We start from the raw sequence: 16,038 nt of genomic DNA on the forward strand, positions 1-16,038 counted from the left end.
CGGAAGCCACGGCTGAATAAACATGCCAAAGGCCCGAATCTGCGAAATTCCGCGGGTTCGGGCCTTTCCGTTGCCCTCCCTGGGCGGACGCCACACCGGCGGGTCCTTGTCGAACGCACTTTGGATCCGCGAAACTGTTCCCATGGCATTGGTAGACCATCTTGGCATGACAGTTGTTGACTTGGACACTGCTCGGAAGCAGTTTCATCCCGTACTTGCGGAGCTTGGGTACACCTGCGGCTACGACGGGGATGACAGCATTTCCTGGCAGCACGGCGAGGACACCGAGCTGATCGTCTTTCCTGCGCGGGAGCCGGGCGGCCACCGGCACGGCCGTGCCGGCTGGCAGCATCTCGCCTTTGCCCTGGACTCGCGCGGTGAGGTCGACCGCCTGCACGCCGCCGCCGTGGATGCCGGATGGGCCGTCGTGCGGGAACCCAAACTCTTTCCAAGGTTCAATGAACGGTACTATGCGTCTTTCGTCGAAGACGCCAGCGGCATCCGGGTTGAGTTCATGCACAATCCGCCGCGGGAGTCTCCAGGGGACTGACGTCCCCGTTCGCCGCTGCGTCCAAACCGCCGTGCAACGGCCCGGACCTTGCCCGGGCCCGCACGCTTAGCTGCCGACTACCTCTCACGCGGCCTGCACACGGCGGCGGCATTGAGACCGGGCGCCACCGGCGGGAAGTGGCTGCAAAGTCCGGCATGTGAACATTCTTGTGCAACATGATGGGCGCCAGGCGTTCCGTCGCATATGCTGTTAGTCCATACAATAGACAAACCAATTTACATGGATAGGGGAGCAGTCGCATGAGCGAGGCACATCAGCTGGGGAAGCCGACGGGAGCGTTCATCGGCGCGTCCTGGATTGCGTTGGGGCTGGGCATGGCCGTCTACTTCATCGGCCTGTGGAACGCGAAAATGGAGCTCAATGAGAAGGGCTTCTACCTGACAGTGTTCCTGTTTGGGCTCTTTGCGGCCGTGTCGCTGCAGAAGGCCGTCCGCGACAAGGCCGAGGACATCCCCGTCACGCCCATCTACCTCGGCATTGCCTGGTTCGCCCTGCTGGCCTCGCTCCTGCTGCTTGCCATCGGCCTTTGGAACGCCGAGCTGCTGCTCTCCGAAAAGGGCTTCTACGGCATCGGCTTCGCCATGAGCCTGTTCGCCGTCGTGGCGGTGCAGAAGAATATCCGCGACGTCGCCGCCCACAAGGCCGTCTACCCCGACCAGCACGTCCAGCCCCGGCCCGGATTCCTCGACAAGCAGGAATTCTAGACCTGCAGTGATTGCAGCCAGCCGCCGATGCGCTCCCGGCGCGCCCGGTTGGTACTGTGAAGCACATGAATGAGCGCAACACCCAAGCACAGCACAGCGCCGCGGCGGCCCGGTTCATCCAGGACGCCGCGGCGCCCGTGCGTCCGGGGCACCTCGGCAGCATGCGCGATCCCGGCGACGCCTGGGTTGAGGGCCCCGAGGGCAAGTTTTGGGGAAAGTTTGGTTCCGCCGGTCTCCTGGTGTTCGACGGCGGTCGCGGAGTCCTGCTGCAGCACCGGGCGGTCTGGTCGCACCATGGCGGCACGTGGGGCCTGCCCGGGGGTGCCCTCCACGAGGGCGAGGCCGCCGTCGACGGCGCCCTGCGGGAAGCCTGGGAGGAAGCCGGCGTGCCGGGGGAGTCGGTGGAGCTGCTGTTTACCTCCGTCTGGGACATCGGGTACTGGAGCTACACCACGGTGGCGGTGTCCGCCGTCGAACCCTTTGAAGCCGTCATCAGCGACCCCGAAAGCCTGGCCCTGGAATGGTTCGCACCCGAGGACGTGGCGGGACTGCCCCTGCACCCGGGCTTCGAAAAAGCGTGGCCGGGGCTTCTCGAGAGGCTGCAGACGAATGGCTGAGGGGGCGGCAACTCGGCCGTCAACGATTGCGAGGCTGTTGGAAGAAATCTCCTGGGAACGCGCGACCGCCTACCGACAGGGCGGGCGTGGCCGTGAAAACGTCCTCAGCGCGGAAGTTCTCATGGCCCTGGACTACCTGCCCCGGCAGCACTTTCTGGGTGCCGTCCTGAGTGCAGCCCATGGGGCCGATGCAAGCCGTCAACTATTTGTTTCCGAAGTGGAACGGGCCGAGATGGACTTCCTTCCGGGGGACATGGCCTTGTCGTCCGAGGATTGGGGTGGCAGGCCTGCTTTCACCCAGCCGGACGCTCTGGTCACCTGCCCCAGCTCCTTCCTGCTCGTCGAGGCAAAGCGCATACGATCCAGCTCCTTTCAGCCCAAGCAGCTGGCGCAGGAACTGCTTGCAGCCATGATGCATGCCGGTGGGCGCAAGCCCCTCATCCTCTTGTTGGGTGTGACGCCGCGGGTGTTGGTCAGGGGCGGCGGGCGGATGACAATCCATGAGGCTGTTTCCAGCCAGTTGGGGACTGTGCTGGCCGAATCGGGGAACACCCGGTGGGGGTCTGCAGAGTTGATCGGCATGTTGGATGAAGTCTTCTGCTGGATTTCTTGGGATGAGGTGAAGGACGTGGTGCGACGCCAGACGGATTCGTTCACATCATCGGACCCCGCAGCAACGGCCTCCGTGCGCCGCCTTGCTGCGTCCATCAACCATTCCATCGCCTGGCATTCGTAGCTCCGCCGTCGCCTGCGCCGCTGAGTAGCCTGCCTCACTGAAACGCAGGCCCGCCTTTGCTACCGTGAAGGCATGACCGCCTCCACCCTTCCCCCTGAACCCGTCTGGCTGCGCCGCCATGCCGACGTCGTGTCCGCCGCACTCGATCACGAGACCTTCTCATCGGCGGTGTCGCGGCACCTGAACGTGCCCAACGGGATGGACGGCGCAGAACACACCCGCTACCGCGCGGTGGTGGAAAAGTTCATGAGCCCGGAACGTTCGGCCGAGCTGGAACCCTTGTGCCGGGCGGTTGCGTTGGAGCTTTTGGCCCAGACGCCCGACGGCGTTCCCGTTGACGTGGTGGGTGGCTTTGGCCGCAGCTTTGCGGTGCGCGCCCAGAGCCGGTGGCTGGGCTGGCCGGCCGAGCTGGAGGCGCCGCTGCTGCAGTGGATGCAGGACAACCACGCCGCAACACGCTCCGGCGACCTTGCCCGGACGACCGTGATTGCGGAGCGCTTCGATGCGATCATCACCGACCTGGTCAATGCCCGACGCATGGGCCGCGTCGGCGGGCGCAGCGTGCCCGTGGACCCCACCGACGAGCTCGCCCACGACTTCGTGGGGGACGCGCCCCTGCTGCTGACTGAAATTGTGAGCATCCTGCGGAACTGGACCGCTGGGGATCTGGGCACCATTTCCCGGTGTGTGGGATCCATCGTGAACTACCTTGCACAGCACCCGGAGCTGCAGGAGGAAATGCGCGACCGGATCGACGACGAACCTTTTGTGGACGCCGCGATTGATGAAATGCTGCGGATCGACAACCCGTTCCTGTCCAACCGGCGCATCGCCACCCGGGATGTTGAACTAGGCGGCGTGGACATCCGTGAGGGACAGCTGGTCTACCTTGACTGGGTGTCGGCCAACCGCGACCCCGCCGTCTTTGGCGATCCAGACGCGTTCCGCCCGGAAGAAAACGCCGCCAACAATGTGGTCTACGGCATCGGCAGGCATGTCTGCCCCGGACGGGCCCTCTCCACCATGGAGCTGCGCTCAGCCATTACCGAAATGCTGGCCGCCACGACGCTGATCGAGCCGGCGCCGGGCCTGGAAAATGTCCGCGAGACACACCCGCTGGCAGGGTTCCGCAGCCTCCATGTGGTGCTGCACAAGCGGTAGCGGCACCGGCACCGGCACCGGCGGCGTCCGGCGGGGTCGGGTGGGGAACGGCCCTCGCAGAGTTGGCCCCGGCGTGGTGCAGAGTGTCACCCGCCGCCACGCTGGGCCGTCAACCCAACACCGAAATTCTGACTGGTTGGAGGATCGGGCCGTCAGGGCGTCGAGGACGTTTGGGCCCATTGGCCATGCGCACGTGGAGCCCCGTCAACTGCGCCAGTGACTAAGCTGCGCAAGCGAAGCCCCCAGACGTGCGCATGGTCCAACTCCGAAGGGGCATTTTTTCGGCTCTTGCGGCCCTTTCCTTGGTCCGGGCCGCCGACCCGGAGTAAACCCGCCGCGCCTCCCCTCCGCAATCACCGACCCACGACAAAGATCGCGAAATAGGTGTAGGTCCTGCACCAGTTTCGCGGGCTTGGCCCATCTTCGGCGAAACGGGCTCCGCAGCACGCGGTGTTGCCCCTGTCTCGGCGCGGCCACGTTCCAAAAACACGATGGACTGCGAGACACGCCCGCTGGCAGGGTTCCGCAGCCTCCACGTGGTGCTCCCCAAGCGGTAGTGGAGCCGGCCCGGCGGAAGCCCCACGCCTGCGCGCTAGCCGAGCCCCAGGATCTCCATGGTGCGTTCGCGCATGTCCATCTTGCGCACCTTGCCGGTGACCGTCATGGGGAACTCGTCCACCACCAGCACATAGCGGGGGACCTTGTGCCGGGACAACCGGCCCTCACAATAGGCCGCCACGGCCGCCTGGTCCAGCGCCGCCGCTCCCGGCTTCATGAGCAGCCAGGCGCACAGCTCCTCGCCGTAACGTTCGTCCGGGACGCCGATGACCTGGACGTCGGCAATGTCCGGGTGCTGGTAGAGGAACTCCTCGATCTCCCTCGGGTACAGGTTCTCCCCGCCGCGGATCACCATGTCCTTGATGCGCCCCACAATGTTGACGTAGCCGTCGTCGAACATCACCCCGAGGTCCCCTGTGTGCATCCAGCGCTCGCCGTCAATCGCTGCGGCGGTCTTTTCCGGGTCATTCCAGTAGCCCAGCATGACCGAGTAGCCGCGCGTGCACAGCTCGCCGGGCGTGCCGCACGGCACGGTTTCCCCGGTGCCGGGATCCACGATCTTGACCTCAAGGTGCGGGTGCACCCTGCCGACGGTCTCGGTCCGGTGTGCCACGTCGTCGTCCATCAGGGTCTGCATCGACACCGGAGAGGTCTCGGTCATCCCGTATGCGATGGACACCCCGGCCATGTTCATCTCCGCCATGGTGCGTTTCATGACCTCCACGGGGCACGGCGAGCCGGCCATGATCCCGGTGCGCAGCGTGGAGAGGTCGTAATCGGCAAAATTCGGCAGGCCCAGTTCGGCAATGAACATGGTGGGCACCCCGTACAGGGCGGTGCAGCGCTCCTCCTCAACGGCGCGCAGGGTGGCGGCCGCCTCAAAGGACGGTGCGGGAATGACGATCGCCGCCCCGTGCGTCATGGCGCCCAGGTTGGCCATGACCATGCCGAAGCAGTGGTAGAACGGCACGGGCACGCACAGCTTGTCCTGCTCGGTAAAGCCAAGGGTCTCGGTGACAAAGTATCCGTTGTTGAGGATGTTGCGGTGGCTGAGCGTGGCCCCCTTGGGGAATCCCGTGGTGCCGGAGGTGTACTGGATGTTGATGGGGTCGTTGGCATCCAGCGCCGCCATGGCCTGCTCGACGGCGTCAGCCGGCTGGGTTGCGCCGCCCGCCACGAGCGCATCCCAGGAAGGTGTGCCGATGTAGGCTGCCGCTGCCAGGTCCGGGCATTCCGGGTGCACCTGCTCCACCATGCCCTGGTAGTCGGAACCCTTGAATCCGGGCAGGGCGACGATCATCCTCATGCCGGACTGCTGTACGGCGTACTTCAGTTCGTGGACCCGGTAGGACGGGTTGACGTTGACCAGGATGGCGCCGATCTTGGCCGTGGCGTATTGCAGCAGCACCCATTCGGGGACGTTGGGCGCCCAGATGCCCACCCGGTCTCCCTTGCCCAGCCCGGCGGCGAGGAGCCCCCGGGCCAGGGTGTCGACGTCGTGGTTCAGCTGCGCATAGCTCCAGCGGCGCCCGGATGGCCTGTCGATGAGTGCCTCGCGGCCGGGAAACTGCTGGGCGATGTGGGTTAATTTCGTGCCGATGGTCTCTTCGAGCAGGGGCACGGGGGAGGAGCCGGACGCGTAGGATTCATGAACTTCAGTGGTCATGTCACGATGGTATTACGGATTGGGTTAATGTGCAGTAACTCACATTGCGGCGTTTTGGCGCCGTGGCGGGCCGCCTCTCAGGCCGGATGCCGCGTCCGGACGCGGGGGCGCCGGCGGGTGTCCGCGGCTGAATGGCGAGCGTCACCCGGATTTGATTAGGCTTAGCTAACCAATTGTCTATACGATAAGGTAAGGCTAATAGCGCAGCATTCTGTGGCTATATTATTTCTTCCCCAGGGGGTTGCTCACACTCATGATGGACAGCATTGTTTCACTTCCGTTCGTGTGGGCCTTCCTCATTCTCTTCGCCATCGTGATGCTGCGCTCCAACGGCACCTACTGGGCCGGCCGCGGCATCGCCGCCGGCGGGCGCAAGACCAAGATGCAAAAGTACCTCGACTCCCCGGCCGTTCTGCGCGCCGAGAAGCTCATTGCCCGCTGGGGCGCCCCCGCCGTCAGCGTCAGCTTCCTCACCATCGGGGTCCAGACGGCCGTCAACATGGCCGCCGGGCTGGGCCGCATGCCGCTGCGCCGCTACATCCCCGCCACCATCGTGGGCTCCATTGCCTGGGCCTGCATCTACGCCACGATCGGCCTGGCCGCGTTCGACGCCGCCATCGCCGCCGCGGCCGGCTCACCCCTGGCGCTGGTCCTGTTGGTCCTGGCCCTGGGCGCCGTGGTGCTGGGCGTGCACCTGTTCCGCGTTTCCCGCAACCGCAAGCTGGATGCAGCCGCGATGGAGGACTGCCCCGTCATGGGCGTCGAAATCGCCGCACCCGAGCGCACCGCCATCTCCGAGGCCTGACGCACCGGAGGAACGGTGCCCGGCTCCTGCCGTCCGCAGGCCTTCCGCCCGGCCGGTTTTCGGCCCCTGCGGCCGCTGGCGGTAGAGTCGTCCCCATGGACCACACCTCAACCATCACAGCCGTCGAAGCCACCTCGTACTACCGCCACCTCGGCCGGAACCGCTACGAATCGACAACCCACGCCCAGGGCGCATGGAACCCGCACGAGCAGCACATGGCGCCCGTTGCCGGCCTCCTCGTCCACGCACTGGAGCAGTTCGAATCCCGAGATGACATGCGCCTGGTCCGCATCAACTTTGACATCCTGGGCTTGATCCCGGCCGGCGAATTCACCATCGAGACCACCCTGCTGCGGCCCGGGCGGACCATCGAACTGGTCCAGGCCGAGATGCTTGCAGGTGGACGGCCCGCCGTCCGCGCCACCGCCTGGAGGATGCAGAAAGGCGACACGTCCGCCGTCGAATTCTATGAGGACGAGCCCCTGGGTGCGCCGGAAGACGCCGTGCCCTGGGATGGCATGAGCACCTGGCCCGGCGGCTTCATCAAGACCCTGGAAGGCCGCGCCCTGCCCGAGCACCGGCCGGGCCGCGGCCGCGCCTGGCTGCACAGCCCGTACACCATGCTTGACGGAGGGGAGCACTCCTCCGCGCTGGTGCGCCTGCTGGGCCTGGTGGACAGTGCCAACGGAGTTGCCGCCCGCATGGTTCCGGAACCCGGCGGCTGGATGTACCCGAACGTGGACCTGTCCATCCACTTGTACCGCGAGCCGGTGGGTGAATGGCTCGGCCTGAACACCTCTGTCACCATCGGGGCCGACGGCGTCGGCCTCACCTCGTCCGTGCTCCACGATGTTGACGGGCCCTTCGGCCGCTCGGAGCAGATCCTGACGGTCCGTCCCCTCCCGCACGAGCAGTGAGTTCCCCGATGGCGCCTGCGCTGCAGGTCCACCGCCAGGTGGCCAACAGCGGAGCAGCCGCCGACCTTGACCGCGCCCTGGACCTGCTGGCCGAGGTGAAGGCAGGCAGCCGCGAGGCGATGCTGCGCCTTTACCGGCCGGAACCCACAGTGGCCTTTGGCCAGCGCGATGCAAAAATGCCTGGCTTCGCCGCAGCGGAACAGGCTTCCCGGGACAACGGCTTTGTGCCTGCCGTGCGCCGTGCCGGCGGCCGGGCTGCGGCCTACCACCAGGGCACCTTGGTCGTTGACCACATCCAGCGTGAGGACGACGCCATCGCCGGGGCGAAGGCGCGCTTTGCCTTCTTCGGCGGGTTGTTCACGGAGGCCCTGAAGTCACTGGGCGTCGATGCCGGAGTGGGCGAGATCCCGGGTGAATACTGCCCGGGCGAGTTCAGTGTCTACGGCCGGGGCGCGGCCGTAGGGGCCGGTGCAGGACACAGCATCAAGCTGGTGGGCACCGCCCAGCGGGTGGTGTCCGGGGCATGGCTGTTCAGCTCCGTCATTGTGGTGGAAAACTCCGCCCCCATCCGCAAGGTCCTGACAGACAGCTATGCGGCGCTTGGGCTGGACTGGGACCCGGCCACGGCGGGCGCCGTCGAGGACCTGCGTCCCGGCGTCACGGTGGACGATGTGGAGGCGGCCGTGCTGGCGGAGTATGCGCACCACACGCAACTCACCTGATCCGCCGGGACACGCTTCGCCGAACGTACAGTTGATGCCGGTGTTCTTGGAGAACACCGGCATCAACTGTACGTTCGGCAGGGTGGAAGCCGTTGCCATGGGTCAGAGCGTGGCGGTGTCGATGACGAAGCGGTAGCGGACGTCGGAGGCCAGGACGCGTTCGTAGGCTTCGTTGATTTGCCCGGCGGAGATGACCTCGATGTCCGCTCCCAGTCCATGCTCGGCACAGAAATTGAGCATGTCCTGGGTCTCCCGGATCCCGCCGATGGTGGAACCGGCGAAGGAGCGCCGCCCCATGCTTAGCGAGAACGCCTGGACCGGGAGAGCTTCCGGAGGGGCGCCCACAAGGACCAGGGTTCCATTGAGTGAGAGCAGCTTCAGGTAGGCGTTGATGTCGACCGCGGCGCTGATGGTGCTGATGATCAAATCGAAGCTGCCGGCCAACCGGGTGAACGTCTCGGGGTCGCCAGTCGCAAAGTAGCGCTGGGCGCCCAAGCTAAGTCCGTCGTCGCGCTTGTTCAGGGTTTGGGACAGGACAGTCACCTCGGCGCCCATGGCGGCGGCGAGCTTGACGCCCATGTGGCCCAGTCCGCCCATGCCGACGACGGCGACCTTTTTGCCCGGTCCGGCACCCCAGTGGCGCAGGGGTGAGTAGGTGGTGATGCCGGCGCAGAGCAGGGGTGCGGCGACGTCGAGGGCGAGGCCGTCGGGGATGCTGACGACGAAGTTCTCCGAGACGACGATGTGGGTGGAGTAGCCGCCCTGGGTGATGGTGCCGTCGCGGTCCGTGGCGCCGTAGGTTCCGGTGTGTCCTGCCAGACAGTATTGCTCTTCGCCGGCGCGGCAGTGGATGCATTCGCCGCAGGAGTTGACCATGCAGCCCACGCCCACACGGTCCCCGACTGCGTGCCTGGTGACGGCGTGGCCGACCGCCGTCACGATGCCGGCAATTTCGTGGCCCGGGGCGAGCGGATAGCTTTGCGGGCCCCAGTCTCCGCGGACGGTGTGGATGTCGGAATGGCAGATCCCGGCAAACTTGATGTCGATCAGCACATCATTCGGCCCTGGATCACGGCGTTCGATGGTGGTGGGTGTGAGCGGTCCGGTGGGCGAGGTAGCGGCGTAGGCCTTGACGGTGGGCATGGGGTTCTCCTGGTCTGTGTGTGGGATTAGTGGTGGGCCGGGAAGGCCGTGCGGCGTGCGATGCAGGCGACGAGCAGAGCGGCGGCGGCGAGGCCGATCATGAGGACCGGCAGGACCATGCCGCCGAAGTGGGAGACGAGGACGGCACCGAGGAGTCCGGCCGCGAAGATGGCGACGTTGAAGGCGACACCGAGGAGGGAATTTGCGGCGTCGGCGTTTTCACCGCTTGCCACACTGATGGCCGTTTGAAGTTGTGGAGCCGCGCCGCCGAAGGCGATCCCCCACAGGACCAGTGCGACGAGTATCGCAGGGAGGGAATGTGCGCCTGCGAAGAAGACCACACCGGCGGTCAGGAACAGGGTGATGCTGGCCAGCACCAGGGGCCGGGGCGCACGGTCGATGAGCATGCCGGTGACGACGATGCCGATCAGGGCTGAGACGCCGAACACGGACAGGGCCGCTTCGACGCCCAACGCAAGGTTGGCCGAGCGCAGGTACGGGGCGATGTAGGTGTAGACCGTGTTGTGGGCAAGCATCCAGGCAAAGATCACCAGGAGAATCACTGACACGCCGGGGATGGCAAACACCTTGGCCATGGGGATTTGAGATTCGACCCTCTGGCCGGCGGCATCGGGGACAAGCACGATGGCCAGAAGGGCCGTGAGGATTGCCAAGCCCGAGAGAACCCCAAAGGACCAGCGCCAGCCAAAGGTTGAGCCCAGCCAGGATCCAAAGGGCGTTCCCAGGGCCAGGCCCAGCGGCGTGCCTATGGAGGCGATGGCGAGGGCGCGGCCGGCCAGTTCCGGAGCGCTGATGCGGCGGGCATGCCCGGCAAGCATGCCCCAGAGCAGTCCAGAGAACGCGCCCGCCATGAATCGGGCGGCCAGGACCAGTGCAATGTCGGAGGAGAAGACGGTGATGGTGTTGGCGAGCAGGAAGCCAAGGATCCCGGCAAGAAGGGCAGGTTTGCGCCGCATGCCGCGGGTGAACGCGATGGCGGGGATCGTGAGCACCACCGTGCCCAGGGCGAAGGCGCTGACCAGCTGGCCGGCGGTTCCTTCGGACACGTTCAACCCGCCCGCGATTTGCGGCAGGAGTCCGGCCGGCATCGTTTCGGTGGAGATCAGGATGAAGCCCATCAACGCCATGACCAACAATGCCGGCCAGGGCAGCCGGCGCACCCCTGGGGCTGTCGGGATTGCCGGTGCCGGCGGCACGGTCGTGACGTGGCCGAGGTGGGCCCCGGCGGGCGCGGCCGCGACGTTCACTCTGCCGTGGCCTGTTCGCGTAGTTTCTGAAGTCAAGGTGGCGTGGTTTCTTCCTGTTGGCCGGTGCGGTTGCAAGTGGCTGCCGGTGTTGGTCGTTGTCCCTTGCCCAGTCAACATTGGCCGCAGGCAGCGGGGGAGTCCCTGTTGAAAGGGGTACGGCCAGGCCCCCCCAGACGCCGCCGGGGCAGTTGGCAATCGGGAAGGTGGGCTGACAGCGGCGGGCCTCGTTCCGCCGTCGTGCATGGCAACGGGCAACAGGCCGGATGGCGGATGGGCAGCCCGGCACCGTTTGTGCCGCCTGCAGGCAGAACACCGTCCACTTTTCATGGTTGCGCCTCTGCCGGGGGAGGCCTTGACAGGGACTCCCTGCACGGACGTGCCGCCGATAGTGTGGAGGCATGAACAATCGAGCAGAGGTGCGTGAGTTTCTCATGTCACGCCGTGCCCTGGTCAACCCCGGGCAGGTAGGCCTCCCGGCAGGCGCCAACAGGCGGGTCAAAGGCTTGCGCCGCAGCGAGGTGGCGGCCCTGGCGGGGGTGAGCATCGAGTACTACACGAGGATGGAGCGCGGTGCCATCAGCGGTGCTTCGCCCGAGGTCCTGGACAGCGTTGCCAAGGCCCTCCTGCTTGACGACGCCGAACGGGCGCACCTGTTCGATCTCGCCCACGCGGCGAGTCCGGTGGCCAGGCCGCCGAGGCGACGCAGTTCCAAGACGTGGACGGTGCACCGGAGCCTGCAGTGGACGCTGGATGCCGTCACCGCGGGTCCGGCATTTGTCCGCAACGGACGCATGGATTTGTTGGCGGTGAACAACCTGGCGCGGGCGTTTCACCAGGACGTCTACGACATGCCGGGCCAGCCGCCGAACATTGCCCGCTTCACATTTCTTGACGATCGGGCGCACGACTTCTACCCCGATTGGGAGTTGTTTGCCGAGGTGACGGTGGCCATCTTGCGCACCGAGGCGGCGCGCGACCCCCACAACAAGGAACTCCACGACCTGATCGGAGAACTGTCCACCCGCTCCGACGAGTTCCGGAGCCGCTGGGGTGCGCACAACGTCAGGCATCACGGCACGGGGTCAAAGACGTTCCATCATCCGGTGGTCGGCGAGATCACCCTGGCCTATGAGGGACTGGAAATGGCGGCTGAACCCGGCCTGACCCTGACGATCTACGCCGCCGAACCGGGTTCCGCCTCCGAGCAGGCCTTGCAGCTGTTGGCTTCGTGGGCAGCCACCGAATATGGTCCGCCGGCGTCCGCTGCGAAGGCGCAGGAGACCACCGACCGCTGACCCGTGGCGGAGCCCGGGCCGTCAGCAAGGCTGCCGCCCGAACGTACAGTTGATGCCGGTGTTCTTGGAGAACACCGGCATCAACTGTACGTTCGGCGGGGGCGTGGGGCTACAGCCCGTCCCGGGCGGCCGCGATGCCCGCGGCCTCGGCACCAACTGTGGTGGAGTCGCCATGGCCGGTGTTGACCACGGTCTCCGGCGCCAGCACCATGAGCCGCTCCGAAATCGACTTCACGATCGTGGGGAAGTCGCTGTACGAGCGCCCCGTGGCACCCGGCCCGCCGTTGAACAGGGTGTCGCCGGAGAACACGGTGCCCAGGTCCGCTGCGTGGAAGCACATGGACCCGGGGGAGTGGCCGGGTGTGTGCAGGGCCGCCAGTTGTGTGCCGGCCACCTCAAACACGTCGCCGTCGGTGATGGTGCCGTCGGGCGTGGTGCCGGGGTAGATGTCCTCCCACAGCATCTGGTCGGCCGGGTTCATGAGCACCGGCGCCCCAACCAGGGCGGCGAAGGCGCGGGCGTGGCGGATGTGGTCGTCGTGGCCGTGCGTGAGCAGCACGGCCTTGACGGTGCGTTCCCCCACGGCCTCCCTGATGGCCTCCGGATTGTGCGCAGGGTCAATGACGTACACCTGGGCATCGTCACCGACTATCCATACGTTGTTGTCCACGTCCCAGGTGCCGCCGTCGAGCGAGAAGGTGCCTGAGGTGATGAGCCGTTCAATGCGCGCGCTCATGCGAATTCCACCACCGATCGCAGCACGGAGCCCTCGCCCATCTTGGCAAAAGCGGCCTCGATGTCGTTGATCGTGATGCGTTCGCTGACAAAGGCATCCAGGTCCAGCCTGCCCTGCTTGTACAGCTCAACCAGCATCGGGAAGTCGCGGGACGGCAGGCAGTCGCCATACCAGGACGACTTCATCGAACCGCCGCGCCCAAACACGTCCAGCAGCGGCAGCTCGAGCACCATCTCGGGGGTGGGCACGCCCACCAAAACCACTGTGCCGGCCAGGTCGCGGGCATAGAACGCCTGCTTGTACGTCTCGGGACGTCCGACGGCGTCAATCACCACATCTGCCCCGAAACCGCCGGTGTGGTTCTGGATGGCGACGACCGCATCCTCAACCGTGGCGTCCACCGTGTGCGTGGCGCCGAGCGCCTTGGCGGCGGCCAGCTTCTTCGGGTCGCGGTCCACGGCAATGACGGTGGTGGCGCCGGCCAGGGCGGCACCTGCGATGGCGGCCGCGCCGACTCCGCCGCAGCCGATGACGGCCACGGTGTCGCCGCGCTTGACGCCGCCGGTGTTGATGGCCGCGCCCAGGCCCGCCATGACGCCGCAGCCAAGGAGGCCGACAGCGGCAGGGTCCACATCGGCGTCGACCTTGGTGCACTGCCCGGCAGCCACGAGGGTCTTCTCAATGAACGCGCCAATGCCCAGCGCGGGGGAGAGCTCGGTGCCGTCCTCGAGCGTCATCTTCTGCGTGGCGTTGGCGGTGTTGAAGCAGTACTGGGCCTGGCCCTTGGCGCAGGCGCGGCAGTTGCCGCAGACCGCGCGCCAGTTCAGGATGACGCGGTCGCCGGGAACCACGTTGGTGACTCCGGCGCCGACCGTGTTGACCACGCCCGTGGCCTCATGGCCCAGCAGGAACGGGAAGTCGTCGTTGATTCCGCCCTGCTTGTAGTGCAGGTCGGTGTGGCAGACGCCGCTGGTGAGGATGTCGACGAGGACCTCGCCGGGACCCGGATCCGGCACGAGGATGGTCTCGAGCGTGACGGGTGCGTCCTTGCTGCGCACCACTGCGCCCTGGACCCTGTGAATGACCTTGTTAACCATAAAGAGCTCCTTCAAGCAGCCGTGTTCCCTTGCCGGGAACATTCGATGGGGTTCCTGACAGGCTACATGGTTGGCGCTTGAAGGGGCTCTTGTGGTGGGGCCGCGTTGCGTGCGGCCCGGTGTCCGGCATGCCGGTGGCGGCTATGCGGCGAGGCGCTCCACGACGTCCTTCAGTGAGGGGTTGGTGGCGGCGGAGCCGTCCGGGAAGAGGACGGTGGGCACCGTCTGGTTGCCGTTGTTCAGGCTCTCGACGAGCTCGGCAGTGCCGGCCACTTCCTCAATGTTGATCTCCGTGTAGCCGATCCCCTCCGCATCCAGCTGCTTCTTCAGCCGCTTGCAGTAGCCGCACCAAGTGGTGGAAAACATGGTGATGGTGCCGGTCTCGGGTGTGAAGTCCACGGTAGGTGCTCCTTGAAGGTAGATTGCTTGCTACTAGGCACAACGCTACTATCCGCCGTGCATATTCCTTGCTTCGGGACGTTCGACGGCGGTGCCTGCCTTCCCGGCGCCCCGCCACCTCCCGCCCGGGCCCGCCATGGGCCGGGGGCGCCCCGCCGGGGCCGAAAGTGTGCCACCATGGTTTTCATGTGCGGACGCTATGTGATGGCAAGGGCAGTGGGCGACCTCGTGGCGGAGCTGGAGGCCGAGGCGGATGCCAACCTCGAGCTGCGCGCCTCATGGAACGTGGCACCCACCACGGATGTGCCCATTGTGCTGGAGCGGATCATCGACGGCGCCGTGCACCGGCAGGTCCATGTCGCCAAGTGGGGCCTGGTGCCCGGCTGGGCCAAGGACCCCGCGGTGGGCGTGCGCGCCTTCAACGCCCGCAGCGAAACGGCCGCCGAGAAGCCCACCTTCCGGGCCGCCATGAAGGCCAGGCGCTGCGGCGTCCCCGTGGAGGGCTATTTTGAATGGAAAAAGTCGCCCGACGGCAAGACCAAGCAACCGTATTTCGTGCACAGCACCGACGGCTCGCTCATTGTCTTCGCCGGGCTGTACGAGTGGTGGAAGGACCCTGCCAAGGAGGACGGCGCCCCTGACCAGTGGCTGCTCTCATGCACCATCCTGACCATGGCTTCCCCGCCCGACGGCGAATTGGCCACCCTGCATGACCGGCTCCCTGTGCCGCTGGGCAAGGACGGGCTGGTCGAATGGCTGGACCCCGGAACCAAGGATGCCGGCCCGCTGCTGGCCGCCGCACTGGACGAGGCCTGGGGCCTGGCTGCTGCGTGGGAGCTGGATGCGGTGGGCAGTGCGGTGGGCAATGTACGCAACAATGGCCCCGAATTGATCGAGGCCATTGAGGTGTAGCAGTGGTGGTGCACCCGGCAGCGCGCCCAAGGCGGGCCGTGCGCCGTCGTGCCGGTGTCAGTCTTCGGCAGACTCCGGGGACCAGCGGTGGAAGTCCAGCGAGAGGTAGAGTGCCAGCGCGGCGGAGTTGCTGGCCTCCACGCGCAGGGCCACGTCCTTCTGGCCCTCGTTGAAGAGCGTGTCCAGGGTGGCCAGGACCAGGTCCTCGGCCAGGCCGCGGCGGCGGTGCTCACGGTCCGTGATCAGTTCGATGATGAAGGGTGCTTCCGGGGTGTCATCGCCCACGGCGCGTTCGACGACGAGGACCGCGGCAACGATCTTGCCGCTTTCATCCAGGGCAACGTGGGATGCCTCGGGCAGGAACGGGCCGTACTTGCCCTCCAGGGAGGCTTGCATGTCGGCAATGGCCACCTCGAGTGAATCGCCGGCAACACCGGCGTCGTAGGCGGTGAAGTAGAGCTCGCCGAGGCGCGGAAGGTCGGTTGGCTGCACGGTGCGGGAAGTGATGTTCAACTCCCGCTCCAACGGAGTGGTTTTGGCGATGAGGGTGACCATGTCTGTCATGGAACGCTCCTTAAAAATCGTTGTGGCGCTGGTAGCGCGCCTGAACCAATGGCCGTAAGGCCATGGTAGACGCCCGTTGCGTTGTCAGCTATCTACATAACGCGATCGATGCCGAACTGGTGCCCGGACCGTGCGTTCTTCCCAATTGAGCGGTTACTTCCGCATGG

At 66.2% G+C, this 16,038-nt stretch carries 17 protein-coding genes; 10 read left to right on the forward strand and 7 right to left on the reverse strand.

Annotated features, from left to right (window positions below):
* Positions 1-166 precede the first annotated feature (166 nt).
* The 5 genes from JOF48_RS15705 (at position 167) to JOF48_RS19925 (ending at position 3,789) form a co-directional block, all read left to right on the forward strand.
* Positions 167-550 carry a VOC family protein gene (locus JOF48_RS15705; RefSeq protein WP_245346571.1) on the forward strand — a complete coding sequence of 128 codons (384 nt, stop codon included), beginning with the start codon at positions 167-169 and terminating at the stop codon, positions 548-550.
* 260 nt (positions 551-810) lie between these two features.
* Positions 811-1,275 (forward strand): inner membrane protein YiaA, encoded by a 465-nt coding sequence (gene yiaA / locus JOF48_RS15710; RefSeq protein WP_209682110.1) that lies wholly within the window; start codon positions 811-813, stop codon positions 1,273-1,275.
* Between the two features lie 161 nt (positions 1,276-1,436).
* On the forward strand, positions 1,437-1,892 hold the full coding sequence (locus tag JOF48_RS15715; RefSeq protein WP_209684647.1) for an NUDIX domain-containing protein: 456 nt from the start codon (positions 1,437-1,439) through the stop codon (positions 1,890-1,892).
* 37 nt (positions 1,893-1,929) lie between these two features.
* On the forward strand, positions 1,930-2,628 hold the full coding sequence (locus JOF48_RS15720; RefSeq protein ID WP_209682112.1) for a hypothetical protein: 699 nt from the start codon (positions 1,930-1,932) through the stop codon (positions 2,626-2,628).
* A 72-nt stretch (positions 2,629-2,700) separates the two neighbouring features.
* Positions 2,701-3,789, forward strand: a complete 1,089-nt coding sequence (locus tag JOF48_RS19925) for a cytochrome P450 (protein ID WP_209682114.1) — start codon at positions 2,701-2,703, stop codon at positions 3,787-3,789.
* A gap of 592 nt (positions 3,790-4,381) precedes the next feature.
* On the opposite strand, the gene JOF48_RS15730 is transcribed toward JOF48_RS19925, so the two are convergent.
* Positions 4,382-6,013 carry an AMP-binding protein gene (locus JOF48_RS15730; RefSeq protein ID WP_209682115.1) on the reverse strand — a complete coding sequence of 544 codons (1,632 nt, stop codon included), beginning with the start codon at positions 6,011-6,013 and terminating at the stop codon, positions 4,382-4,384.
* A 253-nt stretch (positions 6,014-6,266) separates the two neighbouring features.
* On the opposite strand from JOF48_RS15730, the gene JOF48_RS15735 reads away from it, so the two are divergent.
* From JOF48_RS15735 to JOF48_RS15745, 3 genes are all read left to right on the forward strand, one after another.
* Entirely contained in the window at positions 6,267-6,818 is a 552-nt protein-coding gene (locus JOF48_RS15735; RefSeq protein WP_245346572.1) for a DedA family protein, read from the forward strand.
* Positions 6,819-6,913: 95 nt separating this feature from the next.
* Positions 6,914-7,735 (forward strand): thioesterase family protein, encoded by an 822-nt coding sequence (locus JOF48_RS15740; RefSeq protein ID WP_209682117.1) that lies wholly within the window; start codon positions 6,914-6,916, stop codon positions 7,733-7,735.
* A gap of 8 nt (positions 7,736-7,743) precedes the next feature.
* The gene (locus JOF48_RS15745; protein ID WP_209684651.1) at positions 7,744-8,457 is read left to right on the forward strand and encodes a lipoate--protein ligase family protein; all 714 of its coding nucleotides are present in this window, start codon (positions 7,744-7,746) and stop codon (positions 8,455-8,457) included.
* 102 nt (positions 8,458-8,559) lie between these two features.
* On the opposite strand, the gene JOF48_RS15750 is transcribed toward JOF48_RS15745, so the two are convergent.
* Together JOF48_RS15750 and JOF48_RS15755 are read right to left on the reverse strand one after the other, a co-directional pair.
* A complete protein-coding gene (locus JOF48_RS15750; RefSeq protein WP_209682119.1) occupies positions 8,560-9,600 on the reverse strand; it encodes an NAD(P)-dependent alcohol dehydrogenase in 1,041 nt (346 codons plus the stop codon).
* A gap of 26 nt (positions 9,601-9,626) precedes the next feature.
* Complete coding sequence (locus JOF48_RS15755; protein WP_245346573.1) at positions 9,627-10,904, reverse strand: MFS transporter; 1,278 nt, start codon at positions 10,902-10,904, stop codon at positions 9,627-9,629.
* A gap of 362 nt (positions 10,905-11,266) precedes the next feature.
* On the opposite strand from JOF48_RS15755, the gene JOF48_RS15760 reads away from it, so the two are divergent.
* On the forward strand, positions 11,267-12,163 hold the full coding sequence (locus JOF48_RS15760) for a helix-turn-helix transcriptional regulator (RefSeq protein ID WP_209682121.1): 897 nt from the start codon (positions 11,267-11,269) through the stop codon (positions 12,161-12,163).
* A gap of 109 nt (positions 12,164-12,272) precedes the next feature.
* Here the strand turns inward: JOF48_RS15760 and JOF48_RS15765 are convergent, their stop codons facing one another.
* The 3 genes from JOF48_RS15765 to JOF48_RS15775 all read right to left on the reverse strand — a co-directional run bounded on the left by JOF48_RS15765 (position 12,273) and on the right by JOF48_RS15775 (position 14,395).
* A complete protein-coding gene (locus JOF48_RS15765) occupies positions 12,273-12,899 on the reverse strand; it encodes an MBL fold metallo-hydrolase (RefSeq protein ID WP_209682123.1) in 627 nt (208 codons plus the stop codon).
* Positions 12,896-13,996 (reverse strand): S-(hydroxymethyl)mycothiol dehydrogenase, encoded by a 1,101-nt coding sequence (locus JOF48_RS15770; protein ID WP_209682125.1) that lies wholly within the window; start codon positions 13,994-13,996, stop codon positions 12,896-12,898. The genes JOF48_RS15765 and JOF48_RS15770 overlap by 4 nt, the downstream gene beginning before the upstream one ends.
* A gap of 141 nt (positions 13,997-14,137) precedes the next feature.
* Positions 14,138-14,395, reverse strand: coding sequence for a mycoredoxin (locus JOF48_RS15775; protein ID WP_342591273.1), 258 nt, complete (start codon positions 14,393-14,395; stop codon positions 14,138-14,140).
* A gap of 186 nt (positions 14,396-14,581) precedes the next feature.
* Here JOF48_RS15775 and JOF48_RS15780 point away from each other — a divergent pair, with 186 nt between their 5' ends.
* A complete protein-coding gene (locus JOF48_RS15780; RefSeq protein WP_209684657.1) occupies positions 14,582-15,307 on the forward strand; it encodes an SOS response-associated peptidase in 726 nt (241 codons plus the stop codon).
* Positions 15,308-15,364: 57 nt separating this feature from the next.
* Here JOF48_RS15780 and JOF48_RS15785 read toward each other — a convergent pair whose 3' ends face one another.
* Positions 15,365-15,871 (reverse strand): GNAT family N-acetyltransferase, encoded by a 507-nt coding sequence (locus JOF48_RS15785; RefSeq protein WP_209682127.1) that lies wholly within the window; start codon positions 15,869-15,871, stop codon positions 15,365-15,367.
* Between the last annotated feature and the right edge of the window lie 167 nt (positions 15,872-16,038).

The sequence above is a fragment of the Arthrobacter stackebrandtii genome (genome assembly GCF_017876675.1).
In the GTDB taxonomy this organism is placed as follows: domain Bacteria; phylum Actinomycetota; class Actinomycetes; order Actinomycetales; family Micrococcaceae; genus Specibacter; species Specibacter stackebrandtii.

What these genes read in the sequence shown, in the direction of transcription:
- JOF48_RS15705 (WP_245346571.1), top strand. Translation starts at nt 167, where the DNA reads ATGACAGTTGTTGACTTGGACACTGCTCGGAAGCAGTTTCATCCCGTA.
- yiaA (WP_209682110.1), top strand. Translation starts at nt 811, where the DNA reads ATGAGCGAGGCACATCAGCTGGGGAAGCCGACGGGAGCGTTCATCGGC.
- JOF48_RS15715 (WP_209684647.1), top strand. Translation starts at nt 1,437, where the DNA reads ATGCGCGATCCCGGCGACGCCTGGGTTGAGGGCCCCGAGGGCAAGTTT.
- JOF48_RS19925 (WP_209682114.1), top strand. Translation starts at nt 2,701, where the DNA reads ATGACCGCCTCCACCCTTCCCCCTGAACCCGTCTGGCTGCGCCGCCAT.
- JOF48_RS15730 (WP_209682115.1), bottom strand. Translation starts at nt 6,013, where the DNA reads ATGACCACTGAAGTTCATGAATCCTACGCGTCCGGCTCCTCCCCCGTG.
- JOF48_RS15735 (WP_245346572.1), top strand. Translation starts at nt 6,267, where the DNA reads ATGATGGACAGCATTGTTTCACTTCCGTTCGTGTGGGCCTTCCTCATT.
- JOF48_RS15740 (WP_209682117.1), top strand. Translation starts at nt 6,914, where the DNA reads ATGGACCACACCTCAACCATCACAGCCGTCGAAGCCACCTCGTACTAC.
- JOF48_RS15745 (WP_209684651.1), top strand. Translation starts at nt 7,744, where the DNA reads ATGGCGCCTGCGCTGCAGGTCCACCGCCAGGTGGCCAACAGCGGAGCA.
- JOF48_RS15750 (WP_209682119.1), bottom strand. Translation starts at nt 9,600, where the DNA reads ATGCCCACCGTCAAGGCCTACGCCGCTACCTCGCCCACCGGACCGCTC.
- JOF48_RS15760 (WP_209682121.1), top strand. Translation starts at nt 11,267, where the DNA reads ATGAACAATCGAGCAGAGGTGCGTGAGTTTCTCATGTCACGCCGTGCC.
- JOF48_RS15765 (WP_209682123.1), bottom strand. Translation starts at nt 12,899, where the DNA reads ATGAGCGCGCGCATTGAACGGCTCATCACCTCAGGCACCTTCTCGCTC.
- JOF48_RS15770 (WP_209682125.1), bottom strand. Translation starts at nt 13,996, where the DNA reads ATGGTTAACAAGGTCATTCACAGGGTCCAGGGCGCAGTGGTGCGCAGC.
- JOF48_RS15780 (WP_209684657.1), top strand. Translation starts at nt 14,582, where the DNA reads ATGTGCGGACGCTATGTGATGGCAAGGGCAGTGGGCGACCTCGTGGCG.
- JOF48_RS15785 (WP_209682127.1), bottom strand. Translation starts at nt 15,871, where the DNA reads ATGACAGACATGGTCACCCTCATCGCCAAAACCACTCCGTTGGAGCGG.